We start from the raw sequence: 19,070 nt of genomic DNA, 5'->3' as shown, positions 1-19,070 counted from the left end.
TACCCGCTGCCGTTGTCTTTTTTGTTGGTGACACCCCCGATGATTCCCTCAAAGGCATGCCTGGGCTTTCCACGATGGTGGAAGGTAATGGAGAGGCTTTTTCCCAGCAGTTTTTTGGAATGCTCCATCAGGTAGCCCTGGAAGCTGTCTAACGCATCATCTGAAACGGTGATACAGAAGGTGTCGTGGTCTGCCGTTTTTTGGATAAGCTCTACCGTATATCCGTTTTTGGCGAGGAAATCCTTTCCCTCGAGCTGGAGCAGGCAGTATACGATGGGATTGGTGGGGTCGTTCAGCCAGTATTCAAAGGGCTTGGACGTGCCGAAAGCGGCATCAAGGTCGGGGGTTTCCATAATTTTTTTTCGTTGTTTTTGTGTTAAACAAATATAATTAATTTATCTTAATTCCATGTTGTTCATATGGTGTTATTTTTATTCATGAATTTATTTTTGCTGCTGTATGTATTGGCATACAAAAAGGGTGTGAATATACTTACACCCTTGTCTTAGGTTACTCGAATAACCTACCTAAGAAATGCAGCAAAACACACCCGATCGGGTGCATCTCACAGACATATTTTCTTAGGTTTTTAATATTTCGAGTATTTAAGACAAGAAAATGAACTGCTAAACGCAATATTTTATATTTAAATTATATTAATCTGTTCTTATAATTTTGTTTTTAACTTATACAAATGTAAAAAATATTTTTACATAGCAAAATTTTACATCATAACAAATAAAAACCGATGAATGAGTTATCACCGGTCCTTCGAAATTTGATTATGAAAATAACAACTATAAGTTGAGTTTATTTGTTCTCCTTATATCTTTTATCAGGAGTTCCGTCTTTTTTTAATTTTTGGTTTTGCTTATATCTTTTATCAGGGGTACCGTCCTTTTTCATTTTCACTCCTGTTGCGGGTTTTACTGTTTTTACTTCAGTAGTTGTGGACTTTACAGTTGTGGTTTTTGCAACCGGGTGAGTTTTAGTTGCGGTTGCAGGAGCAGTTTGCTGAGCTGTTGCAAGTCCTAGTCCTAATACTATTGACATTGCTGTTAAAAATTTTTTCATAACAATTAATTTGCTTGTTTTTCTTGATTCAAAGTTATACAAAAACCACGCTGAAAAATCACTTTTCTGAAACTTAACTAAAGTTTATTACAGCTTAAAAAAAGATTAAACGGTTGAATTAAAGTTAAATGTTTTTATTTTATATCTGGTTTTGACAACAGTGAAAATTTATATTTTATTTTTTTTCAGAATGATTATTGGGATTAAATTACAAAAAAATCTGCTTCCCCTGAAAAAGAAGAAGCAGATCCTAACATATTATATGAATAGTTGGCTTAACGGGTACAGTTGGCTGTCCACGTCTTACCGTCTTTTATATATAAGATCTTCAGCTCGTTGTTGTCGATTCTTATATATGAAGTTCCATTGGAGCCAATCATTACCAAAGTATGATCGCCTTGCTGTTCAAACTCGATTCCATTCAAATCGGGAATGCTGTTTGAAAATGCGAAGTTGTATTTTGTTCCGCTTGCAATTTTGGTAACAAAAACACTTCCATTATCTGTGCTGATGTTGGTAGAGCCACCATCATTATAGGAAACGCTTCCTTTGTAGGTTCCCGCAAAAAAATCATTGTTGGTAGGGTCATCATCGTTGCTGCACGATAAAAATGATGTAACTGTGAAAAGGACTAATGCAAATAGCCCTAAAATTTTAATTGCTTTTTTCATAATATTAAATTTCGTTTAGATATATCTAAAAAGTCAAACAATATGCCATGAAAGCAGATTAGAAATGTTTTAACTTATAATTAAACTTTTTAGCAAAAAATTATGAATTATTTAGATTTATCTTAAAGTTTTTAATGTTCGTAGGTAGGTATTGGCAAAAAAAGAGCTCCGAATAACCTCGAAGCTGCAAGTGAATTTTAAAATTTAAATTATTTAGAAGTATAATTTACAGGTATAATTTCTAAAAAAATTAAGAGAAAATTGTCTTTCCTTAATATTTTGTGATTTGGTTTGGTGAAAATACAAAATTTTTTTCATTATCAAGGGAAATAATTTAAAATAATATAAGTTTCTTATCTTTGCAATGTCAAAACGATTTCGGAAAGTTCCCGAAATCGCTTTTGTCGTTTATACCATTATTATTTATGCAATTAAAAACCATCAATGAAAAGTTTCTTCCGGAGCTTTTACAGAAGGAATTCGGCAAAGAAATTCTTACCCGGCTTGAAAATAATGATCATATTTCTGTGAAAGGAAGTGCAGGTTCGTCTGTTTCTATTTTTATTGCCGAGCTTTTCCTTACCCGGAAGAAAACCGTTCTGTATTTGGTAGATGATAAAGAGGATGCACTGTATGTAAATACAGAAATGGAAGATTTGCTGGGAAAGGATAAAATTCTTTATTTCCCGGCAACTCATCTTGAGCCCTACCAGATAGAGAAGACTCAAAACGCCAATTTGGTCCTGAGAACTGAGGTTATCAATAAAATAACGTCGAGTAAATCTCCTAAAGTAATTGTAGGGTATGCAGGAGCTTTGTCTGAAAAGGTTTTGAAGAAAGAAGATTTTAAGGCTATTTCTCATCATATAAAAGTTGGAGATCGGCTTGATTTTGATTTTGTGGATGAATTGCTGAATCATTATCATTTTCAACAGGCAGATTTCGTTTCCGAGCCTGGGGAATTTTCGGTGAGAGGAGGGATTGTAGATGTTTTCTCTTTTTCGAATGAAAAACCCTACCGTATTACTTTCTTTGGAAATGAGGTGGAAAATATCAAAACTTTTGATATCGAAACACAGCTTTCAATTGATAAGGTAAGTGATTTTCAATTGGTTTCTAATATGAATTTTTCCGTGACAGGGACCAGAGTTTCATTACTTCAGCTGTTGCCAAAAGAGAGTTTTGTGGTGACTAAAAACGGGCTGGTAGGCATGCAGAAGATAAGGGCGTTCTACGAAAAATCTTTGGAAAAGTATGAAACATTAAATAAAAATATTGCTCATAGGACGCCACAGGAATTGTTCATTTCTGATCAGGAATTTTTATTTGATTATAAAAAGTTTAAAACCATAGATTTCGGAAGTATTCCTATTGAAGGAATTAAAGAAATTGCCGAGCTGAAAATTGATCAGATTCCACAGCCTTCCTTTCATAAAAATTTTGAACTGCTGATTGAAGATTTGGAAGAAAAGCAGGAAGCTGGTTTTGATACATGGATATCTTTCTCCACAGAAAAGCAAAAAGAAAGATTGGAATCTATTTTTGAAGAACTAGAGCACGAAGTTTTGTTCAAAAGCTTTAAATCTGAACTTCACGAAGGTTTTGTAGACAATGACCACAAAATTATGGTGTATACAGATCACCAGATTTTTGATCGTTATCAGAGGTTTAAGGCTAAAAATACTTTTGCAAAATCTGAACAGCTTACTTTAAAAGATTTGATGTCTCTGAAAATTGGAGATTACATTGCACATATTGACCACGGAATAGGAAAATTCATGGGATTGGTGAAAGTAAACAATGATGGCAAAATTCAGGAGTGCTTTAAATTGACCTATAAAAACGGAGACTTATTATATGTAAGTATCCACTCTCTGCATAAAATTTCGAAATTTAACGGACCGGATGGGAAAGAAGTTGTTTTAAGTAAATTAGGATCTCCTGCCTGGAAATCTTTAAAACAAAAAACAAAAGCCAAAGTAAAACAGATTGCTTTTGACCTTATAAAATTATATGCTCAGAGAAAAACAGCGAAAGGTTTTGCCTATACTCCGGATTCTTATTTACAAAATGAGCTGGAAGCAAGCTTTGTGTATGAAGACACCCCGGACCAGGAAAAAGCGACTATCGATGTGAAAAAAGATATGGAAGCCGATACGGTGATGGATAGACTGGTTTGCGGTGATGTAGGTTTCGGGAAAACGGAAGTTGCTATTCGTGCGGCGTTCAAAGCAGCGACTGATGGAAAGCAGGTGGCTGTTCTGGTTCCGACTACAATTTTGGCTTTTCAGCATTATAGAAGTTTCAAAGAAAGACTGAAAGATTTTCCTGTAAATGTTGGCTATGTCAATCGTTTCAGAACGGCAAAACAAAAAGCTGAAACGCTAGATGCTTTAAAAGATGGGAAACTGGATATTATAATAGGAACACATCAACTGGTAAGCTCATCAGTAAAATTTAAAGATTTAGGCCTTTTGATTATTGATGAAGAGCATAAATTTGGGGTTTCCGTAAAAGATAAGCTTAAAACACTAAAGAATAATGTTGATACCCTGACTTTAACGGCAACACCAATTCCGAGAACATTACAGTTTTCTTTGATGGCTGCACGGGATTTATCCGTCATTAAAACTCCACCGCCAAACAGACAGCCTGTGGATACGCAATTGATTGGCTTTAATGAAGAAACTCTTCGCGATGCTGTATCATATGAAATTCAGCGTGACGGGCAGGTTTATTTTATTAATAATAGAATTGAAAATCTTAAAGATATCGCAGGATTGATTCAAAGGCTGGTTCCTGATGCCAGAGTGATTACGGGGCATGGCCAAATGGAAGGAAAACAGCTTGAGAAGAATGTACTGGATTTCATGGAAGGGAAATATGACGTTTTGGTTTCTACAACAATTGTTGAAAGCGGGGTAGATGTTCCGAATGCAAATACGATTTTCATTAATGATGCCCAGCGTTTCGGGATGGCTGATCTTCACCAGATGAGGGGAAGAGTGGGCAGAAGCAACAGAAAAGCATTTTGTTATCTGATAACTCCGCCTTATGATATGATCACTTCAGATGCGAGAAAACGGTTGGAAGCCATTGAGCAGTTTTCAGATTTGGGAAGTGGTTTTCAGATTGCTATGAAAGATTTGGAAATCCGCGGTGCAGGAGATTTATTAGGAGCGGAACAAAGTGGGTTTATTAATGAAATGGGCTTTGAAACCTATCAAAAACTAATGCAGGAGGCACTCGAAGAATTGAAAGATGATCAGGATTTTGAAAACTTATTTGACAACGAAGAAGATAGGCAAAAGCTCTTTAAATCTGTGAAAGATGTAAATATTGATACAGATTTAGAACTGATGCTTCCGGACTCTTATATTTCGAATACAGAGGAAAGATTATTGCTCTATCAGAAACTTGCAGAGATAGATAATGAGAAAGATTTACAGAAATTTGAGTCAGAATTGATAGATCGTTTCGGAAAATTACCAAAAGAAGCAATTAATTTACTAAAAAGTGTAGCGCTGAAATGGCTTGCTTCAGACATCGGATTTGAAAAAATTGTTATGAAAAATGGCGTGTTTTTAGGCTATTTTCCTGGCAATCCTCAGGATAAATTTTATCAAACTGAGAAGTTCAGACATATCATCAGCTATCTTACTAAAAATCCTGCGGAGGCCCAACTGAAGGAGAAGATAGGCAAAGACGGAAATCACCTCATGATGAGAAAAGATAAGATAATAAATGTCGATGAAGTGAATTATCTGCTAAAATCCATCCTGGGAAATGAATGATTAATTCAATAGATAATGAAATAACTCTACTTTTCTAATGGGTGATTTTTATGATGTAAATAACTAATTTCTATTGATTTATGAGGGTTTAGGTGGTTTTTTTGATTTAAAACATTTACCTTTGCAGTCCCTTATTATGAAAAAAACTGTATATTATGGCGTTGTTGGATTGCTATTATCAATCCATGTACGCGCTCAAGTGGGAATTGGAACAGAGGCTCCCAATTCAAATCTCGATGTAAACGGGAAAACTACCTTAAGAAAAGAGCTTAGAGTTGGCGGAACTTCGCTTCAGACTGGAAATGCAGGATTGAATGGTCAAGTCTTGGTTTCTCAGGGAGAAGGTTTACCCGCAACATGGAAGACCGTAAATGTTACCTTTATGGAAGAGGGGCAGTACAAGCTTATTAACTCGTACTTGTCATCAGATCAGAATGGAATTATAACACTTTCTAATGGAATAACAGGAGATGCTATTTACAAAAATAGCGTTGGGGAGAATATTTCGGATGCTTCCAAAGGAAACTGGCAAAAGATAACAGGTCTTGAAAATAATTTTACTGTGAGAAATGGTAAAAACAGGCTTACCTATCAATTCCAGACTGGTGTTGAAATGAAAGCAAGTACTACAACTACTTCACAAAATATCAGTTTCACGTGTGGGGTTTTCAGAAACGGAAATCTTGTAGCTGTACGTCCTGATAAAATTTCTACCAACAACAATTCTGATAAAAACGGTATTCAGGATTATATATTTACGTTAAACTATACTGAACAGGATGTGCCTGTAGGTGTGCAAAAAGTTGAGGTCGCGTGTAGAAAAATTAATACTTCAAACAGTGCCAATCAATTTGCCATTGGCCGTAATATTTCTGATACGAACAATGTTTCTAATGCATTCTCATTAGAATCCGCATTTAAAATTGATGTAATTGAATACGTAACCTACAAAGTAAACTAATAATTTAGATGAAAAACACACTTACTATCCTATTTCTTTCAATAGGGCTGTCTTTCTCTGCACAAGTCGGAATAAAAACTGATACACCCAAGGCAAAACTTGATGTAAACGGAGATGCAAATTTTAGAGGAAAAATTGCCCTTCTAACGATTGGAGACAATAAATTAAATGAAGGGACAAATGGCCAGATTCTGGTCTCTCAGGGAGAAGGAAATCCTCCTGCATGGAAAACTTTAAGAATACCGGAATACGAACCCAATAATTTTTATTTAATTTTTAACAACTCTTTTTCTGATAAAACAGGGATTAAATTTACCAATTCGGAAGAGTCGGCAATTACCAACCGCTCTACAGCTTTTACAAAAAATGTGACATACAATAGTTTGAATGGATTCAAAAAAATCACTGGCCTGTCGTCGCAGCCAATTCATGTTTACAGTACAGAAAGTAAAACGTATTTCCAGTTTGAAACTGTAATCCAGGCAAACTTTGGGGCAGTAGGCACAACGGATGCTTCTATTGATTATGCCTGCGGAATTTTTGTAGATGATAAACTTGTGAACTTAAGACAAGGAAATATTAAAGCCAGTAACTTTACAGATCCTTTTCTGACACACAATCAAATCGGTATTATTGAAAACCTTGCAAAAGGCACACACACAATCAGCGTGGCGTGTTCAAGACTTAAATCTTATAATACAGGCACCGGGATTCAGCTGGCTATAGGAATCAATACTTCATCCAATATTGATTCTTTTATCTCTCAATCATCTCTGAAAGTAGATGTTTATGAGGTTCCTCAAGTATTTAATACAATTTTAAACTAAATTATGAAAAAGATATTATTAATCATATCATTAATGTTTTCAGCTTTATCCAGCGCACAAGTCGGTATCAATACAAGCACGCCTGTAAATATGCTGGATATAAATGGAGATTTAAGCATAAGAAAAGAGTTAAGAACCGGAGGTACAAACACTGCAAAAGGATCTGCCGGAGATGCAGGAACTATTTTTCATAATAGCTCTGATTTGACGGCTAATGATTGGAAAAGTATTAAAATTGCAGATGGGCAGGGGAGTATGTCAATGTTTTTTATGAATACTGTTGCTGATAAAACGGGAGTGAGCTTCAGTGGGGCAAATGGATCGACTGCCCCTTATGCAATAGACGCAGCTTTAGATAATTCCTGGACCGTGATCCCCGGAACGGTAGATACATTTCCGGTTACTAACAGTACAAATAAAGTAGTGTTTACATTTCAGACGACAGCACAAAAGACGACTAATGCATCATCTTCTATCAGTTTTGCCTGTGGAATTTTTGTAGATAATAAATTAAAAGCAGTAAGAACAGACGTTTTGATAGGTGAAGATGGGACAAATAAAATTTTAAATCTTAATGCAACACTTACGAATCTTACTCCAAAGACAAGCTATTCTGTGAAGGCGGCATGTGCAAAAAGAAATCTTAACAGTGGAACTTTGGGAATAGGACGAGCTGTAAATACAAACTTTTTAAATACAGATATGTCCCAGTCAGTATTGACAATATCTGTACTACAACCGTATTAATATTTGTTTTATATATAAATTGTTACCGAAAATCTAAAAACTTATGTTTTTAGGTTTTTTTATACAACAATTAATTTTTATCAGTTTTTACAGTATAAGTTTGACAATTAATATAATATTGATGAGAATAAAACGTTAAACATTAAAAATCACAACTAATCTTTTTGATAAATACCTCATTGTTGGTTTTATTATAATATGAATAAAAATATGCTTTTTATTCAAAAAAAAATTATATTTGTGGAAAAATAAACAATCACCTGAAAATGAAGCAACTTTTCTATTTTATTTTACTATTAGCAGGCTTTTCCTCTATACATTCTTGTAAACAACTATTGGATGAAGACGGAAATCCACTATTGGATATGAATGACAATTCTGGTTTTACGGGTCCAAGAGCGTTATATAGAGAAATTACAGATTCTGACACCTTAGCAGAATATCATTATAATGGATTACTTCTTACCAAAGTGCTTCTGGACAGTGGTTCTGTTGCAAATGTAGCATACAGTGGCGACAAAATCAGTAAGATTGACTTTATGGGCTTCTTAGATCTTGACGGAGATGGTGATCTTGATAAAGACAGTATTTCTTACACTCAGTTATTTACTTACGGACCAACAGGAAGATTGGAAACAATTTCTGAAAACCGATCATTCTTCAAAAGAGCTCCTACAATTCCAGCTGGCCCGCAGACCCTTTACAAGAAAACGAAAAGCATTTTTAACTTAAAATATGATGCTTCTACAGCAAAACTGGATTCTATCATCATGAGAAATGGTCCTGATGCTTCAGGAACTCCGTTTGCGTACACAGATTATTCAAAAACAAAATACGAGTATCAGGGAGATAATGTAGCAAAAGTGACAAGACACTATGGCCCTATGGCCGGAGGTATATTTGCTGCTCCTACAAATAAGTTTTCTTATGAATATTTTACTTATGATACGCAAATCAGTCCGTTTACTTTATTGCCATTTGCTTATAAAGTTTCAAGACTTATTTCTACGGATATCAATGATAAAGAAAGCTTTATTTTATCGCCGAATAATCCTAAAAGATTTGCTATATCAGATTTGATGCTTCCGATTCCTTCACCGGTAATCTTTACAACAGATTATAGCTATGATGCTCAGACCTATATGAAGGTAGGATTTGGGGTAAATTATATTTACAAACCATTATAAAAATTTAATTTTTAATAAATAGTTAAACTCAATCTTTCCGAAGGTTGAGTTTTTTATTTTAATGCCTTAATTTTGCAAAAAATTTCTCAATGAAATATTTAATAGTTGGTCTTGGAAACAAAGGCGCAGAATACGAAAATACACGTCATAATATAGGTTTTAAAGTTGCCGAGAAAGTTGCTGAAACATTGGAAGTGCCTTTCAATTCTACTAATTTTGGATGGATGGCAGACGGAAAATATAAAGGACGAAGAGTTTTAATTCTAAAACCGGATACTTATATGAATCTTTCCGGAAATGCTGTGAAATACTGGATGCAGAAAGAAAATATTCCTTTGGAAAATGTTTTGATTGTCACTGATGATTTGGCTTTGCCTTTCGGGACTTTACGATTAAAAGGAAAAGGTTCTGATGCAGGGCATAACGGACTTAAAAATATTAACGAAGTTTTGCAGACTCAAAATTATGCACGTCTTCGTTTCGGAATTTCAGCCGATTTTTCTGAAGGAAAACAAGTGGACTATGTTTTGGGAACCTGGACAGAGGAAGAATCTGAAAAACTGCCTGAAAGAATTGAAAAGTTTTCCAAAACTTGTCTGTCATTTGTTTTTGCAGGAATTAATAATACAATGTCAGCTTTTAACGGAAAATAAATTGTGGTTTTATTATAATAGGTAATATAAAAAGCCTTCTGAATTGGAGGTTTTATTGTTGTTTGTAAACCATAATGTCTTTTACGACCTTTTTTTCAAAGAAGTTTTTTTCACTAGGTGTATAACGATAATTATGTTCCTGCTCAAAAAATTCTATTGGAGTAGAAGGTATTTCATCTGTTTTCCATTTGACAAGTAAAGTGATTTCTTTATCAGAATTAATGTCTTTATTTGAAAATGTGAAAATTGTGCTCGATATGGAATTATTTACATCAGCGTTAAAAGTAGATTTTGCTTTTTTGGGCTGAATCTGTACCATATTTTTCAGCAATAATGAAAAAGGTTTACCGATATATTTGTCTTTATTTATTTCGAATTTTTTAAGGTAAGCTAGTGTGTCATTCACAGATCTTTTATTTGAAATTTCCTGTGCTCCTAAAAGTCCGGTTAAGCATAGTAAAAATCCGACAAGAAATATATTCAGCTGTATTTTCATAAATCAAAATTAAGTTTTTTTTATAAAATTAATTTTATAAAAAATGGTAAGATGATGTTAAAATAGACCGATTAATAAAAGACCACCGAAATCTCGATGGTCTTTCTGTTGTACTCTTAAAAATTAATTTCCAATCTATCTAACTTAACATATTTTTTATTTTAGCTCTGTAATAGAATGGTAAAAGTCCAGGTTTTATAACCAAGTGACAACTCCGGTCTCAACATCATAGTTGGCTCCTACTATTTTTATTTTACCTTCTTCTTCAAGCTTTCTAAGGGTTGAGCTTTGTTTACGGATATCTTCGATTGCATTTTTTACATTTTGCTGATTCAGTCTTTCCAAAAGTGAGTTATTCTTCGATGAACGTTCTTCTCCTTCAATTACTTCATTGATGATAGGGTCAAAATGATTGATTAAATGATTCAGATTATCCATTCCCAGTCCTACAATTTGTTCAGCATCCAGACCGCCTTTTAAAGCGCCGCACTTAGTGTGTCCTAAAACTACAACAAGCTTAGAGCCTGCAACGTTACAGCCAAATTCCATTGAGCCTAAGATATCCTGATTTACAAAATTACCGGCAATTCTGATACTGAAAACATCTCCCAACCCTTGATCGAAGATAAGCTCTGCGGAAGTACGGCTGTCTATGCAGCTTAAAATTACTGCAAAAGGCCATTGTCCCTCACGCGTTGCATTTACCTGCTCCAGAAGGTCTCTGTTTGCCTTTAAATTATTTACAAATCTTTGGTTTCCCTCTTTTAAAAAGTCTAATGCCTTCTCAGGAGTAATTGTAGATTGAGTTTCGGAAGTATGCGCTTTCATATGATTGATTTATTCTTTTTTTAGTTAAAAATTATTGTGAGCTTACATTGCTCTTCTGTGGGTGATTAAGATGTGAGAATCTTCATCTCTTTCATAATCTTTATAGGATGTTTTAAAGCCTAAAAGTTCTACATGAATGTCTTCTTCTTTTGCTCTGATATTGGCGAAATCCTGAATCATTTCCAATACATCTGTAGCAATATATGAAGTGCCTCGTGCATCAATTGTCACTGTAGAATTTGGCTTAATGTTTTTTAAAGTTTTTTTAATGGCTGCTTTGTTCAGGAAGGAAACTTCTTCAGCCAGTTTAATATTGATTCCGTCTGCATTATCCAGCTTTTCTCGACTTAAATAATAAGCTCTTTTCATATTTCCCTGTAAAATATAGAAAACAGAAATTGCCAAACCAATTCCGACACCTTTCAGTAAATCTGTAGCAACTACCGCCACAACAGTTGCAACGAAAGGGATAAACTGAAATTTCCCTAAATGCCAGAAATGTTTGAATGTAGCCGGTTTTGCCAGTTTGTAGCCTACCAAAATCAACACCGCGGCAAGTGTAGCAAGCGGAATTAAATTTAAAATTACAGGAATTGAAAGTACGCAAATCAATAGTAAAATCCCGTGAATTATTGCTGAAATTTTTGAGGTTGCGCCTGCATTAGCATTTGCAGAGCTTCTTACCACAACCGATGTCATCGGAAGCCCGCCAATAAATGCACTTACCAAGTTACCTATTCCCTGAGCCTTTAATTCAAGGTTGGTGTCTGTAATCCGCCTCTGTCTGTCTAATCTGTCCGAGGCCTCAATACAAAGTAATGTTTCAATAGAAGCTACAATGGCAATAGTTGCTCCTACAATCCATACTTTAGGATTGATAAACCCGTTGAGGTCCGGTGTCACAATTAAATTTTTAAAATCATCAAGTGACTGCGGAACCGGCAAAACAACCAAATGTTGAGGATTGATTGCTAATGAACTTCCTGTCATTTTGAAAATTTCGTTTAATAAAATACCGGCAACGACTGCGACTAAGGCTCCGGGAAGCATTTTCATCCTTTTTAAAACCGGGATTTTATCCCAGGCTAAAAGGATACCTATCGAAACTAAAGTTACGATCACTGCTCCCGCATGAATTGCGTCAAATAAATCAGTGAAGTAATTGAAGTTAAGTCCGTTATCAAAGATGGATTCGTGACCTTCATAGTCTTTGTCGAATCCCAATGCATGTGGAATTTGTTTTAAAATGATAATAATACCGATGGCGGCAAGCATTCCTTCGATAACGTTATTAGGGAAATAGTTTGAAATACTTCCTGCTCTTACGAATCCTAAAACCAATTGAATAATTCCGGCGATCATACCGGCGCAAAGGAAAAGCTCGAATGCTCCCAGATCTGTAATAGCCGTCAAAACAATAGCCGTAAGGCCTGCAGCAGGACCGGAAACTGAGATATTCGAGTTACTCATCGTTCCTACTACTAAACCACCTACAATACCGGAGATGATCCCTGATAATGGTGGTGCTCCTGATGCTAATGCAATTCCTAAACATAAAGGAAGTGCAACTAAAAATACAACGAGTCCTGAAGGGAAATTCTCCTTGATTCCTCCTATTAATGATGTGTTTTTCATGATATGAAAATGCTGTGATTATAAATGATTGCTGTGATTAATCAATTATAAAAGATTGGAATTTAATTTTTAAAGCACGTGTTGATTCAATACCAAACATTGATATGAATACTATTAAAAAAATCTAACTATACTAAAAATTAAGCTTCCGGAGGCGGAGAAAATATGGTAAGTAATGGTGACAGATGAAAGTCGTCATCTATCAACACAAAAGACTTGCCTTGTAAATCGGGCTCAAAGAACTTCAGATAATCGAAAACATCTAAAGTTTTTGGAAGTGTCTTTTCGTAAACAGTAAAAGATGTAGGGTGAGAATGTGGTTCTTCTTCATTAAGGACAACATTGGTTCTCTGTAACTCCCAACCAAAAACTGCAGCAATGCTTGGCAAGGCTGTAAAGTTTAGGAAAAACATTAAAACAATAATACTCCAGAATTTCATCTTCAAAATTTTAGAAAGTTATTAACCTTTCTTTCTACTCATTACCCAGTCAGAACTTGTAAGGTTGTAGATTTTTTGGATATCTTTCAAGATTTTCTCAAAATCAATCTCCAAATCAATGATCTTACCTGTTCTAAGGTCAAAAACCCAACCGTGAACAATAGGATACTCTTCTAAGATGTATCTTTCCTGAACACAGGCCATTTTGATCACGTTAATGCACTGCTCCTGAACGTTTAGTTCTACTAGCCTGTCATAACGTTTCCCTTCATCTTCGATAGAATCTAATTCGGCCTGGTGCAGCCTGTAGACATCACGAATATTTCTCAACCATGGATTTAATAATCCTAAATCCTGAGCTGTCATCGCTGCCTTTACACCACCGCAGTTGTAGTGTCCACAAACAATAATGTGATTTACTTTTAAATGCTCTACAGCATACTGAATAACAGCTGTTGAGCTCATATCCAAAGTATTTACCACATTTGCGATATTTCTTGTTACAAAAACTTCGCCTGGCTGTGTACCCATTAATTCTTCAGCTGCTACTCTGCTATCTGAGCATCCGATATACAAGAATTCCGGATTTTGTGTTTTAGCCAGCTCCTGAAAGAATGTTGGGTTATTTGCAACTTTAGACTCTACCCATTTTCTGTTGTTTTCGAAAATAACTTCATACGATTGTGACATAATTTTAAATTTAAAAGGTTTATGTTATTTATTTCGTTTAAATTATTTTCAAATTCAATAGACTAAATCAATAATTGTACAAAAATATAATTTTTGTTGAAAAAGCAATCACTTTTAACAAAATTTAATATTGAAATATGCTTAAAATCATATGAAAATTTGCAACAAGGGTTTTATTATTACTTTTTAAACTGATGTATTATCTTTTAAACAATTGAAAACTCAAGATAAAATTACAAACTCTTTGGAATAAAACAATATTTCAAAATTAAAATATTCTTAAATCTTAAAATAAAAACGACCTCCCGATTAGAGAGGCCGTTCAAAATTTCACACAGTCTATTATTATTCTTTAATAATTTTAACTATAGTTTCAGAATTATTGATTCTTACTAAATAGGTACCAGTCGTGAGTGATGATAAGTCAGTTTGCTCATTTTCAAATTTCCCTGATTTTATCATTTGGCCAGACATATTGTAAATCTGATAATAGTAATCCTTACCTCTGTCATTTCCTTTGATATACAGTGTACTCTTCACTGGATTCGGGAAGAACTCAAGTTTGTTTTGAGTTACTTTTTCTTCAATTACCGCTTTGGCTAAAGTGTTGGTAGCTTTTGCTGTTGAAGTAGTTGTTACCTGTAATCTTGGGATAGGGCCCTGCTCATTTCCTTCATTGTCATATTTCACTTTCACACATCTGCAGCTTTCGCCGAAATAAGGGTCGTTATTGTCATGATATGCAAAGGAATATATTTTAGTCTGGTCAGAATTGTTGTTTTGGAACAAGAGATTAATTGGCCTTCCTCTGTAATTAGAAGCTAAACTGGCAGACCAAATGCCGGAATAGACAGCATCAATTGCATTAAAGTCAGGAGTTGTATTGGCCGTTACGCTTCTGCTTCCTCTGATTCCCGTGAAAATAGGGTAGTTCCCAATTGAGTAAGCGTTATAATCAAATGTAAATCCTGTATTTACACTTTTTGCCACCCTTACTCTTGTTCCTAGGTAATCATTGATTGTGCGGGCTGCTAAACCTGTCGCCACACCTTTTTTATACCAGGGAGAGACTCCGTATCCTGCTGCCGGTTCTGAACTTGTAAAATCTGGAATTCTCCAGCCTTCCGGACACGGGTCAAACGGGGATTTTTTTCCACCTCTTCCCCATCTGTCAGCAGCAAGGTTTGGCTCTGTTGCTAACCAGTCAGATCCATTATTGTAATTGGAATTAGAAGGATCAACCGGAGCAAAGATGCTTGGAACCATAAATGCAAGAGGATTCTTAACTGAATAAGAAAGGATTTTTGCCACTTTCTCTGCTGGTTTGTCGGTAGAAAGTACGTTTGCGTTTGAAGCATTGCTATAAGTATTGTAAGCTTTGATGTAGCTTGTGTTATAAGCAGCTTCTGTTAATGGAGTGTAGGCTACACTTCCTGCCGCATTGACTGTTCCTAAATAATATTTTACAGCATTTGTCTTATAATAATGTGTTACACCGTTCGTGTCTTTGTAATCACTTACATAAGCAGGCCTGTACGTCGGAATAGGATCTTTTCTTCCCCATTGATAATGAAGGCCCCCGGAGTTTATTATTTGACTCGATGATCCGGCGAGAACTGTCTCAGGGTTTAGATTGTCTCCGGGAATTGTAGGAAATGAATCGGTGGCTCCTATATTTCGATCCATAAATTCTGTGGTCAAAACCTGGCTGCTGTTTGTGTAATTTATATAATTTGGAGCTTCTGCCATTGGCTGATCTGTTGTATAAGTACTAGAACCAATAGGTGTATTTGTTACCCAGATATGCCAACTCCAGTAAATTGGGTTTGTAATGCTTCCGTTGTGTAGCGTAACAACCGCATTTCCTGCTTGATTGGGTGCAATTTTAACATTGATATTTGAATTAGAAATTGCATTTAATGAATTAGGAGTAGGATTCGATACGGAAATATTATTAATTAATGCTGTATTTGTAGACCATAATACATTAACTTTCAGATTGTTGTAATTTAATGGGTTCAAAATATCAGGATTGTTCAGCAACTGACTTTGCGCCGAAAATGCCTTACTGATAGGAATTTGAATGATTGATTCTGCAGTATTTTTGACCATTGTATAAGTATTCGGGTTATTTATCCCTTCTACATATTGAGTATTATCATTAAAGAATTCTGTTGGGAAATCGTATTGATTGACTTTATACAAAGGATCTTTAATACATCTGCACCCATTAGTGCCCGAAGTTGCAGAGCCTCCTAAAGGATAATATTGGTATCTTCCCTTTATTGTTGATAATGAGGTATCCGGAATATCTGGCTGATCTCCGTCTGGAATTAAACGGAAATTCCTTGCTGATACTGCCGGGGTCGCATCAAACCATTTTGCCATTGTAGCAGTCCATAAATAGGTTTCATGCTGGTCTGTATATTGACCCTCATGATATCCTCTTGCCAATATACCAGTTCCGGGGAAAATCCCCATATTGTTACCGCCTGCATTGCTGAAATCCATACCCAGATTACGATATATTTTAATACCCGTCATATAACCAGGAGTGTTGTTGTCATTTGGTTTAATGATATGATATTTATTCGCTTCAAAAACATCTTTATGGATATTACTTTTAATACCAAAAGGACTGAAATCAACTCTTAAATCATCAATATAATTGCCGTTTCCTAAGTTTGAAACCAAAACAGATGGTATTCTCCACCCATTTGGGCATGGATCAAATGCTGATTTGTCTCTATAAGGATTTGCGCTGTTATCATTATTGTAGTCTCCGGCAGTAATCACACCTTTTGAGTTATCCGACCATAGATTTAATTCCGTTAATCTGCTGGTTGGTAAAGTTGCAGAGTTGCCGAACCAGTTTACCTGGAGGTTAAGATTATTGTTATAATAAGCCTGGCCGGAATTGTCATCTTTATTTACATAAATTAAGCTTAAAGGATTTTTTACAGATAAACGGATATTATTTGAAACTGTAGCATTTGATAAAGTGACGGTTTTAATTAAATCATCTATTTTTTTCGCATTATTCTGCCAGTTTTTAGCTTGTTTGTGTCTTATCCTACCTACAGAACCTGAAGCCTCATATGAGTCATTACCTTTTGTCATCAAAGGAGGGATAGGGTCTTTTCTTCCCCATTGATAGAGAAGCCCTCCATTTCTAATCCAGTCATCTCCCGTTAAAGCACTCCCGACAGCGCCTAAATTTCTATCCATCCAGCCCCAATCAGAATTAGGGATAGCTTCTACCGTACCGTCGCTCTTCTGTCTCTTTAAGCCATCAAAACTTTTGTAAGTAGAGCCATTTGTAGGGTCATCAGTTACCCAAACATGCCAAGACCAAAATACTTCTCCGTTTACTTTGTAAGCAATAACAGCATTCCCTTCTTTTGATTTATTAATTGGAACTTTGATTTTAGCATTTTCTCCGGAACCGATGATTTCAAGGCTGTAATTTTCTCCGGATTTAATCAATCCGTGATTATCTTCCCAATATACATCAGCTGTTATCGTACCGGACGGGATCGGACTTCCCCCCATTCTTGGATCTGAATTCCACATTTTATAAGCTTTCTTTACGGGAATATAGAGCCCATCATTATCCTGATTCGGAACGAAGATATAACTGTTTGGTGCTTTTGACCAATCCTGTGCATTGTTGTCAGGAATTGCTCCTGCATTAATTGTAAAACAGCCTGTGGAACATGCAGAATTATCATCGTATGCTGCTGAACTTCCGAAAACGCCGGTGTATTTAATGAATTTTGAAATTTCTTTTTCAATATCCTGTAAAGATCTTTTTGTCTGATATGATGTTGTAACGTCATTTCTAAGTGCCCCCATTCCGTAAAGAGTCATTTCTGATGTGTTGGAAATAATCAGATTTTCAGAACCGGGTCCTCTTCTTGCCACATTATTGGTATAACCGAAGTATGGAGGACCATAGTTACTTGTACTGTCTGGAGTCAAATCAATATATGAACCATTATTTTTATAAACCCTTAAACCTGTTGCAATACTTGAAACAATAACCACAGGCTCTTGATCTGTAATAAAATCAGATAATTTTTTATTAGTAGTATTGTATAAATTAAAATATCTGCTTTCTAAAATATTTGGATTTTTAAAATTGAAATATCCCGGTCCATTCGGTTCTCCGGGCCATTGACTGAATTTAATGAAGAATCCGTTTACAGAAAATTTTCCGGCAAACATATAAACCGGATCGTCATAACTATACAGATATGGGATAGGGTGACCCGCCATTTCATCATAGATAAATTCAGGAGTAGAAGCAAGAGTATCGGTTATAGCTCCTTGGTTTACTATTTTTACAGATTTAATTCCGTTGTCATCGAATAGTGTAGCGGGAGATGTGGGTGAAAATAAAACATTATCTTTCTTATTATTCATTAAAACATTACTCAATTTGTTCCATGAATACGAGGAAGTTACTCTGTCTTTAATACCTGTTACTTTTCCATTAGTATCAGTAACAAGTGTTCCGTTTTTTTTTGGAGTTAAAAGAATAGTATATTCGTTTTCATCCAAATCGCAATTTGCTGAAGCATAATCATTTAATTTGTAGTGGCTTACGGTTTTATCCCAACTTACGCTGGTGAAACTCGCAGATGATGAATCTGAGCTTAATTCTACCTTTATATTGTAAGTAGGATTAACAGATGCAGGCAATTCAAAAGTTGCTTTCAGAATTTCATTATACTGGTTATAAGAATATAATGTTTTGCACCAGCCAGTAATCCATTCTCCTTGTGCATTCTGGTACTTAATGGAGATTAAGATGTTGCTGCTGGTGAATGGTTTAGTAAGCTGTCCGCTCATTACAACTAAACCTTTCTCATTCACGTTTTGTGAAAGGATAATAAGCGGGTCTAAATCGTAGTTGTAAGGTGTTACAAGATTTCTTAGACTCAAACTGGCTGCTTTTTCATAATGTCCCGAGGCGGGAAATTCTTTAGAAAAAGCATGAACTGATGCAATACAAAAGACTGCAGTCAAAATCCTGAAAGCAGATTTTTTTTTCATGGGATTTTT

At 35.3% G+C, this 19,070-nt stretch carries 14 protein-coding genes and 1 pseudogene; 6 read left to right on the top strand and 9 right to left on the bottom strand.

What is annotated here, in order from left to right; translation table 11 throughout:
- The 3 genes and pseudogenes from ACM39_RS10550 to ACM39_RS10540 form a co-directional block, all read right to left on the bottom strand.
- Window positions 1-353, bottom strand: a pseudogene (locus ACM39_RS10550) (Rhs element Vgr protein); the annotation flags it as partial.
- Window positions 354-810: 457 nt separating this feature from the next.
- Complete coding sequence (locus ACM39_RS10545; protein WP_048511015.1) at window positions 811-1,074, bottom strand: hypothetical protein; 264 nt, start codon at window positions 1,072-1,074, stop codon at window positions 811-813.
- A 275-nt stretch (window positions 1,075-1,349) separates the two neighbouring features.
- Entirely contained in the window at window positions 1,350-1,745 is a 396-nt protein-coding gene (locus ACM39_RS10540) for a hypothetical protein (RefSeq protein WP_048510985.1), read from the bottom strand.
- A 425-nt stretch (window positions 1,746-2,170) separates the two neighbouring features.
- Between ACM39_RS10540 and mfd the strand changes: the two genes are divergently transcribed.
- From mfd to pth, 6 genes are all read left to right on the top strand, one after another.
- The gene (gene mfd, locus ACM39_RS10535) at window positions 2,171-5,539 is read left to right on the top strand and encodes a transcription-repair coupling factor (RefSeq protein ID WP_048510984.1); all 3,369 of its coding nucleotides are present in this window, start codon (window positions 2,171-2,173) and stop codon (window positions 5,537-5,539) included.
- A gap of 136 nt (window positions 5,540-5,675) precedes the next feature.
- Window positions 5,676-6,500 (top strand): hypothetical protein, encoded by an 825-nt coding sequence (locus ACM39_RS10530; protein ID WP_048511014.1) that lies wholly within the window; start codon window positions 5,676-5,678, stop codon window positions 6,498-6,500.
- 8 nt (window positions 6,501-6,508) lie between these two features.
- The gene (locus tag ACM39_RS10525; RefSeq protein ID WP_048510983.1) at window positions 6,509-7,327 is read left to right on the top strand and encodes a hypothetical protein; all 819 of its coding nucleotides are present in this window, start codon (window positions 6,509-6,511) and stop codon (window positions 7,325-7,327) included.
- 3 nt (window positions 7,328-7,330) lie between these two features.
- Window positions 7,331-8,074: a hypothetical protein gene (locus ACM39_RS10520; RefSeq protein WP_048510982.1), complete on the top strand. Its 744-nt coding sequence runs from the start codon at window positions 7,331-7,333 to the stop codon at window positions 8,072-8,074.
- 266 nt (window positions 8,075-8,340) lie between these two features.
- Window positions 8,341-9,261, top strand: a complete 921-nt coding sequence (locus ACM39_RS10515) for a hypothetical protein (RefSeq protein ID WP_048510981.1) — start codon at window positions 8,341-8,343, stop codon at window positions 9,259-9,261.
- An 89-nt stretch (window positions 9,262-9,350) separates the two neighbouring features.
- Entirely contained in the window at window positions 9,351-9,914 is a 564-nt protein-coding gene (gene pth / locus ACM39_RS10510) for an aminoacyl-tRNA hydrolase (protein ID WP_048510980.1), read from the top strand.
- A 52-nt stretch (window positions 9,915-9,966) separates the two neighbouring features.
- On the opposite strand, the gene ACM39_RS10505 is transcribed toward pth, so the two are convergent.
- The 6 genes from ACM39_RS10505 to ACM39_RS10480 all read right to left on the bottom strand — a co-directional run bounded on the left by ACM39_RS10505 (window position 9,967) and on the right by ACM39_RS10480 (window position 19,061).
- The gene (locus tag ACM39_RS10505; protein ID WP_048510979.1) at window positions 9,967-10,410 is read right to left on the bottom strand and encodes a hypothetical protein; all 444 of its coding nucleotides are present in this window, start codon (window positions 10,408-10,410) and stop codon (window positions 9,967-9,969) included.
- Between the two features lie 195 nt (window positions 10,411-10,605).
- On the bottom strand, window positions 10,606-11,238 hold the full coding sequence (locus ACM39_RS10500) for a carbonic anhydrase family protein (RefSeq protein WP_048510978.1): 633 nt from the start codon (window positions 11,236-11,238) through the stop codon (window positions 10,606-10,608).
- Window positions 11,239-11,280: 42 nt separating this feature from the next.
- The gene (locus ACM39_RS10495; RefSeq protein WP_048510977.1) at window positions 11,281-12,873 is read right to left on the bottom strand and encodes a SulP family inorganic anion transporter; all 1,593 of its coding nucleotides are present in this window, start codon (window positions 12,871-12,873) and stop codon (window positions 11,281-11,283) included.
- Between the two features lie 140 nt (window positions 12,874-13,013).
- Entirely contained in the window at window positions 13,014-13,313 is a 300-nt protein-coding gene (locus ACM39_RS10490) for a hypothetical protein (protein ID WP_048510976.1), read from the bottom strand.
- Window positions 13,314-13,334: 21 nt separating this feature from the next.
- Complete coding sequence (locus tag ACM39_RS10485; protein WP_048510975.1) at window positions 13,335-14,003, bottom strand: carbonic anhydrase; 669 nt, start codon at window positions 14,001-14,003, stop codon at window positions 13,335-13,337.
- Between the two features lie 345 nt (window positions 14,004-14,348).
- Window positions 14,349-19,061 carry a T9SS type A sorting domain-containing protein gene (locus ACM39_RS10480; RefSeq protein ID WP_165585113.1) on the bottom strand — a complete coding sequence of 1,571 codons (4,713 nt, stop codon included), beginning with the start codon at window positions 19,059-19,061 and terminating at the stop codon, window positions 14,349-14,351.
- Window positions 19,062-19,070 lie beyond the last annotated feature (9 nt).

Source organism: Chryseobacterium sp. FH2 (genome assembly GCF_001045455.1).
Classification (GTDB): Bacteria; Bacteroidota; Bacteroidia; order Flavobacteriales; family Weeksellaceae; genus Chryseobacterium.
The sequence above is the reverse complement of the archived record's forward strand: the minus strand, read 5'-3'. Positions and strand labels throughout refer to the sequence as shown.

What these genes read in the sequence shown, in the direction of transcription:
- ACM39_RS10545 (WP_048511015.1), bottom strand. Translation starts at nt 1,074, where the DNA reads ATGAAAAAATTTTTAACAGCAATGTCAATAGTATTAGGACTAGGACTT.
- ACM39_RS10540 (WP_048510985.1), bottom strand. Translation starts at nt 1,745, where the DNA reads ATGAAAAAAGCAATTAAAATTTTAGGGCTATTTGCATTAGTCCTTTTC.
- mfd (WP_048510984.1), top strand. Translation starts at nt 2,171, where the DNA reads ATGCAATTAAAAACCATCAATGAAAAGTTTCTTCCGGAGCTTTTACAG.
- ACM39_RS10530 (WP_048511014.1), top strand. Translation starts at nt 5,676, where the DNA reads ATGAAAAAAACTGTATATTATGGCGTTGTTGGATTGCTATTATCAATC.
- ACM39_RS10525 (WP_048510983.1), top strand. Translation starts at nt 6,509, where the DNA reads ATGAAAAACACACTTACTATCCTATTTCTTTCAATAGGGCTGTCTTTC.
- ACM39_RS10520 (WP_048510982.1), top strand. Translation starts at nt 7,331, where the DNA reads ATGAAAAAGATATTATTAATCATATCATTAATGTTTTCAGCTTTATCC.
- ACM39_RS10515 (WP_048510981.1), top strand. Translation starts at nt 8,341, where the DNA reads ATGAAGCAACTTTTCTATTTTATTTTACTATTAGCAGGCTTTTCCTCT.
- pth (WP_048510980.1), top strand. Translation starts at nt 9,351, where the DNA reads ATGAAATATTTAATAGTTGGTCTTGGAAACAAAGGCGCAGAATACGAA.
- ACM39_RS10505 (WP_048510979.1), bottom strand. Translation starts at nt 10,410, where the DNA reads ATGAAAATACAGCTGAATATATTTCTTGTCGGATTTTTACTATGCTTA.
- ACM39_RS10500 (WP_048510978.1), bottom strand. Translation starts at nt 11,238, where the DNA reads ATGAAAGCGCATACTTCCGAAACTCAATCTACAATTACTCCTGAGAAG.
- ACM39_RS10495 (WP_048510977.1), bottom strand. Translation starts at nt 12,873, where the DNA reads ATGAAAAACACATCATTAATAGGAGGAATCAAGGAGAATTTCCCTTCA.
- ACM39_RS10490 (WP_048510976.1), bottom strand. Translation starts at nt 13,313, where the DNA reads ATGAAATTCTGGAGTATTATTGTTTTAATGTTTTTCCTAAACTTTACA.
- ACM39_RS10485 (WP_048510975.1), bottom strand. Translation starts at nt 14,003, where the DNA reads ATGTCACAATCGTATGAAGTTATTTTCGAAAACAACAGAAAATGGGTA.
- ACM39_RS10480 (WP_165585113.1), bottom strand. Translation starts at nt 19,061, where the DNA reads ATGAAAAAAAAATCTGCTTTCAGGATTTTGACTGCAGTCTTTTGTATT.